The organism is Paraburkholderia sp. Ac-20347 (genome assembly GCF_017104805.1).
Taxonomy (GTDB): Bacteria; Pseudomonadota; Gammaproteobacteria; order Burkholderiales; family Burkholderiaceae; genus Paraburkholderia; species Paraburkholderia tropica.
Genome location: NZ_JAAGPN010000396.1, coordinates 1 through 5,352, shown reverse-complemented (window position 1 = coordinate 5,352; position 5,352 = coordinate 1). Strand labels below are relative to the sequence as shown.

Sequence of the window (5,352 nt, the reverse complement as noted above, 5' to 3'; positions counted from 1 at the left end):
ATGTGCTACGGGGCATACTAGATATTTGTAGACAGCTAGAACACCGCCGACATCTACACTACAGCACAGACTCTTGCCCAGCTCGACGCTCTTCCGGTCTCCTAGAACCGGTCTACCGGCGTGCCGCGCGCGCGCGCGACGCCGTGGCCGCGCGCCTGCCCGCCGTCGACTGGGACGGCATCCGCGCGCGCCTCGAAAAGCTCTCCGAGGCGCTCGACCGCGTGCCCTTCCTGCGCCAGTGCCTGCTCCTGTTCGCCTTCATCGCCGCCGTGGCGGTCTGCACCACGCCGCTGCCGCTCGGCTCGCAGGTGCTGCTGTTCTTCCTCGTGTGGCTGATGGTGATGCTCGCGCGCCGCGTGCCGGGCCGTCTCGCGACCATGCTGATGGTGATGCTCTCGATCCTCATGACGGGCCGCTACGTCTGGTGGCGCAGCACGCAGACGCTGCACCTCACGACGACCGCCGAAGCAGTCGTCGGCTATGTGCTGTTCGCCGCCGAGGTCTACACGTGGGTCGTGCTGATGTTCGGCTATGTGCAGACCGCGTGGCCGCTGCGCCGCAAGCCGAGCGCGCTGCCCGACGATCCCGCCGACTGGCCGACCGTCGACCTGTACATTCCGACCTATAACGAGCCGCTGTCGGTGGTGCGCCCGACCGTGTTCGCCGCGAGCACGATCGACTGGCCGCGCGACAAGCTGCGCATCTATATCCTCGACGACGGCGACCGCGACGAATTCCGCGACTTCGCCGCCGAAGTGGGCGTGGGCTATATCCGCCGCAAGGAGCACAACCACGCGAAGGCCGGCAACATCAACCACGCGCTCAAGCTCACCGACGGCGAGCTGATCGCGATTTTCGACTGCGATCACATTCCCACGCGCTCGTTCCTGCAGACGACCGTGGGCGTGTTCCTCGCCGATCCGAAATGCGCGATGGTGCAGACGCCGCACCACTTCTTCTCGCCCGATCCGTTCGAGCGCAACTTCGACACGTTCCATCGCGTGCCGAACGAAGGCAGCCTGTTCTACGGCCTGATCCAGGACGGCAACGACTTCTGGGACGCGACCTTCTTCTGCGGCTCGTGCGCGATCATCAAGCGCGGCCCGCTCGAGTCGATCGGCGGCCTCGCCGTGGAAACCGTGACCGAGGACGCGCACACCTCGCTGCGCCTGCATCGCCACGGCTTCACTTCGGCGTATCTGCGCACGGTGCAGGCGGCGGGCCTCGCAACCGAAAGCCTCGCGGGCCACATCGGCCAGCGCATCCGCTGGGCGCGCGGCATGACGCAGATCTTCCGCATCGACAATCCGTGGCTCGGCAAAGGTCTCTCGTTCTTCCAGCGCATGTGCTACAGCAACGCCATGCTGCACTTCTTCTACGGGATTCCGCGCCTGATCTTCCTCGTGATGCCCTGCGCGTACCTGTATTTCGGACTGCACGTGATCAACACGCCGGCGCCCGTGATCCTCGCCTACGTGCTGCCCTATCTCGTGATTTCGGCGACCGCGAACTCGCGCATTCAGGGACGCTATCGCCATTCGTTCTGGGCCGAAGCCTACGAGAGCGTGCTCGCGTGGTACATCGTGCTGCCGACCACGATCGCGTTCTTCAATCCGAAGCTCGGCAAGTTCAACGTGACGTCCAAGGGCGGCCACATCGAGCACGACTATCTCGACTGGACGATCTCGACGCCGTATCTGGTGCTGCTCGGCATCAACGTGTGCGCCGTGCTGGCCGGTCTCGCGCGGCTGACGATCTGGCAGAGCGAGGAACCGGCGACCGTGTTCATGAACCTGTTCTGGGCCGGCGTGAATCTCACGGTGCTGGGTCTCGCGGTGGGCGTGGCGAAGGAAGCGCGCCAGGTGCGCGTGGCGCACCGCATTCCGCTGCGCGTGCCCGCCATGCTCACGCTGCCCGACGGCCGCACGCTCGCCTGCAAGACCGAGAACTATTCGATGGGCGGCCTCGGCCTCGTGTTGCCGCCGAATTCGGGCCTCGAAAAGCTCGCGGCGGGCGAGCGCGTGAGCGTGTGTCTCGCGCGCGGCGCGGTGGAGCACGACTTTCCGGCGGTGGTCGCGCGGCTCGCGGACCGGCGTCTGGGCGTACGTTTCGAGGACATGAACATCGAGCGCGAACGGCGTCTCGTCGAATGCACGTTCGGCCGCGCCGATGCGTGGCTCGACTGGGAAGACGTGCCGCCCGAGGACGCGCCGCTCAACGGACTCGTCGAGCTGATCATGCTGAGCTGGCAAGGCTATCTGCGTCTGGCCGATGCCTTCTTCGACGCGCTCGAAAACATCTTCACGCGGCGGCGAGCCGGACGGGGCGACCCGGCCGGCCAGCCCTGATACGACCCCGTCGGCCACGATCGACCGTACGAACGCACGACCGACCTCACGACCGACATTTAGCCGCGCAACGCGGGAACGCGACACACCATGGGCCTCTGGAATCTTTACTTCGCCGCCAAGCTGTACCTGTACGCACTGGGCAAATTCAGCCCCTTGTGGCTGCTGAACATCGTGTTCGCTGCTGCGCTACTGGTGCCGCTGCACGTGCGCTGGCTGCGCATCACGCGCAACGTGCTCGCGGTGCTCGCGGGCATCGCGCTGTTCTATCACGAGTCGGGCTGGCCGCCGATCAGCCGCGCGATCTCGCAGATCCCCGTGCTGCTGACCTTCACGCCGTCGTACATGCTCGAACTGCTCGGGCGTCTCGTCTCGCTCAAGATGATCGTGAGCACGGTGCTGGCCATCCTGCTCTACTTCCTGATCAACCGCTGGATTCGCGTGACGACGCTGGTGCTGATCGCGCTCGTCGTGGTGCCGGTCTGGCACGGCGCGGGCACGCTGGTCGCGAACGCCAGCAGCGCGCTCGCGCAGAGCGCCTCGGGCGATAACGCCGACGGCGAGAGCCGCAACGCCAACGAGCCGCGCAACGAGCAGGCCGGCACCTACGACCAGCAGCTCGCGGCGTTCCGCGCGAACGAAGCGGGCCGCCGCGTCAATTTCACGCCGCTCACGCAGGACGCCAACGCGCAGTTCGACATCATCGTCGTGCACATCTGCTCGCTCTCGTGGGACGACATGGACGTCGTGAAGGCGCGCAACAACCCGCTGTTCTCGCGCTTCGACTACATCTTCCAGAACTTCAGCTCGGGCGCGAGCTATAGCGGTCCGGCCGCGATCCGCGTGCTGCGCGCGACCTGCGGACAGGAAGCGCACAAGGCGCTCTACGATCCGGCGCCGGCCGAATGCCATCTGTTCGCGCAGCTCGCGCAGGCCGGCTACACGCCGCAGGCGCTGCTCAATCACAACGGCCGTTTCGACGACTTCCGCGGCACCGTGCTCAAGGAAATCGGCGTGCCGGGCGTGACGATTCCGTCGAACGACGGCCTGCCCGTGTTCATGAAGGAGTTCGACAACTCGCCGCTGGTCGACGACTACGACGTGCTCGCGCGCTGGTACAAGCAGCGGCTCGCGGCGGGCGGCGGTCCGGTCGCGCTCTACTACAACACGGTGTCGATGCACGACGGCAACCGTCTGCCCAACAGCAAGCTCACGAGTCTGGAGTCGTATCCGATCCGTCTGCAAACCCTGCTCGGCGACGTCGACAAGCTGATCGACCTCGTCGCGCAGTCGGGCCGCAAGGCCGTGATCGTGTTCGTGCCCGAGCACGGCGCGGCGCTGCGCGGCGAAGAGAACCAGATCGCGGGCATGCGTGAAATTCCGACGCCGCGCATCGTGCACGTGCCGGTGGGCGTGAAGATCGTCGGCTTGCCGGCGGGCACGGAGCACGCGGGCGGCCCGGTCACGATCGATACGCCGACCAGCTATCTCGCGCTCGCGCAACTGCTCGCGAATCTGGTGGCCAAGAGCCCGTTCGCGCCGGGCGCGGAGCCGCTCGCGCAGTACGCGAACGGTCTGCCGCAGACGCGCATGGTGGGCGAGAACGAAGGCACCGTGTCGATGACGACGCCGAATGGCTATGTGATCCACACGCCGGACGGCGTCTGGGTGGAGGGCAAGTAAATGTCGCTGAAACTCTGGCTGAACGGGCAGCGCGCGCGCCGCAATCCGCTGATGCCGAGCGATATCGACGCGCTCGCGCGGCTCGTCGATGGCGTGGACGCCGATCGCTACTACGACGTGCAGGCGCAGGACGCCTGGCAGGACGCGGCGGCGCGCTGGCCGCTCGTCGCGGCCGTGCTAGAACTGGATGCCGCGCCGTTGGCTCCGTCTTCGCCGGACGCTACGCCGACGTAAGACGTTAGGTAAGACGGCGCGTAAAGTGCGTCGCCGGACGCACCGCGTGAGCTACACGCGTTCGGCGAGCACCACGCGCTCCATCGGCATGCAGCCCAGCAGGCGGCCGGTGGGCGCGATATAACGGCGCGCCAGCGCCTCGGGCTCCGGCTGCGCGATCACGCGCCAGCCGTAACCGGCGAGCAAGGCGCGCACCGCCTCGGGATCGATCCCGAATCGCCAGATCGCCCTCGGCGCGACGAATCGCCGGTACACACCTTCCTGCCCTGGCGGCACTTTTCCTTCCAGAAAATCGCGGCTCACGAATGTGAACGCCAGGCGGCTGCCTGCCGCGGCGCGGCCGAGCATCTCGAACGTCGCGTGCACGGTCGCGCTGTCGAGATATTGCGTGACGCCTTCCCAGACGAAAAACGTGCGGCGGCTGCGCGTATAGCCCTGCGCGGCCAGGACCGCGTCGAGCGCGAGATGCTCGAAATCGACGGCGACGAGCGTGACGTTCGCGGGCAGCTTGCCGAAGCGCCGCAGCAGGCGCTGACGCTTGGCGTCGATATTGGCGGGCTGGTCGAGCTCCCAGGCGGGCACGCCGGTGCCGCGCAGCAGGCGGAACGCGCGCGTGTCGAAACCCGCGCCGAGGTTCACGAACGCTTCCATTTGCGGTGACGCGTCGGTGAGCGCTTCCGTCAGCGCGTCGTCGATAAAGCGCTTGCGGCACAGCATGCCGCCCCACAGCCCCGGATAACGACGCTCGGCCAGCGCGACGAGCCGAAGCGCGGTGCGCGTGCCCATCAGCGAAATGAGCCAGCGTGCCGGTGTCGGCAGCAGCGCGGCCGCCAGATCGTCGACGACGATGCGGCGCTCGGCGGGCAAACGCTGCTCGACGGCCACGAGCGCCATCGGACCGATGCCGGTTTGCGCGGCTTCGCGGGTCATCGTTGAATCACGGCTGATGAACGTGGAGCGCGCCTTCAGGCGTCCAGCGCTGCGGGCGCGCGCCGCCGTCCCTGCACGCGCGTGACGGAATCGAACAGCGCCTCGGCGCGCGCGAGTTCGTCGAGCGCGAGGTCGAGACGCGACTGCGCCGCGCCGA

Annotated in this window: 4 protein-coding genes; 3 read left to right on the top strand and 1 reads right to left on the bottom strand. The window is 67.2% G+C overall.

Going from position 1 to position 5,352, the window contains the following annotated elements; translation table 11 throughout:
- Positions 1–143: 143 nt before the first annotated feature.
- From bcsA to bcsR, 3 genes are all read left to right on the top strand, one after another.
- Positions 144–2,348 carry a UDP-forming cellulose synthase catalytic subunit gene (gene bcsA, locus G3N97_RS36175; protein ID WP_346778172.1) on the top strand — a complete coding sequence of 735 codons (2,205 nt, stop codon included), beginning with the start codon at positions 144–146 and terminating at the stop codon, positions 2,346–2,348.
- 90 nt (positions 2,349–2,438) lie between these two features.
- On the top strand, positions 2,439–4,031 hold the full coding sequence (gene bcsG / locus G3N97_RS36170; RefSeq protein WP_205997601.1) for a cellulose biosynthesis protein BcsG: 1,593 nt from the start codon (positions 2,439–2,441) through the stop codon (positions 4,029–4,031).
- Positions 4,032–4,265, top strand: a complete 234-nt coding sequence (gene bcsR, locus G3N97_RS36165; protein ID WP_241031051.1) for a BcsR/BcsP family cellulose biosynthesis protein — start codon at positions 4,032–4,034, stop codon at positions 4,263–4,265.
- Positions 4,266–4,316: 51 nt separating this feature from the next.
- On the opposite strand, the gene G3N97_RS36160 is transcribed toward bcsR, so the two are convergent.
- The gene (locus G3N97_RS36160; RefSeq protein ID WP_205997600.1) at positions 4,317–5,195 is read right to left on the bottom strand and encodes an SAM-dependent methyltransferase; all 879 of its coding nucleotides are present in this window, start codon (positions 5,193–5,195) and stop codon (positions 4,317–4,319) included.
- Positions 5,196–5,352 lie beyond the last annotated feature (157 nt).

Coding starts and splice junctions, on each gene's coding strand:
- bcsG (WP_205997601.1), top strand. CDS start 2,439: ATGGGCCTCTGGAATCTTTACTTCGCCGCCAAGCTGTACCTGTACGCA.
- bcsR (WP_241031051.1), top strand. CDS start 4,032: ATGTCGCTGAAACTCTGGCTGAACGGGCAGCGCGCGCGCCGCAATCCG.
- G3N97_RS36160 (WP_205997600.1), bottom strand. CDS start 5,195: ATGACCCGCGAAGCCGCGCAAACCGGCATCGGTCCGATGGCGCTCGTG.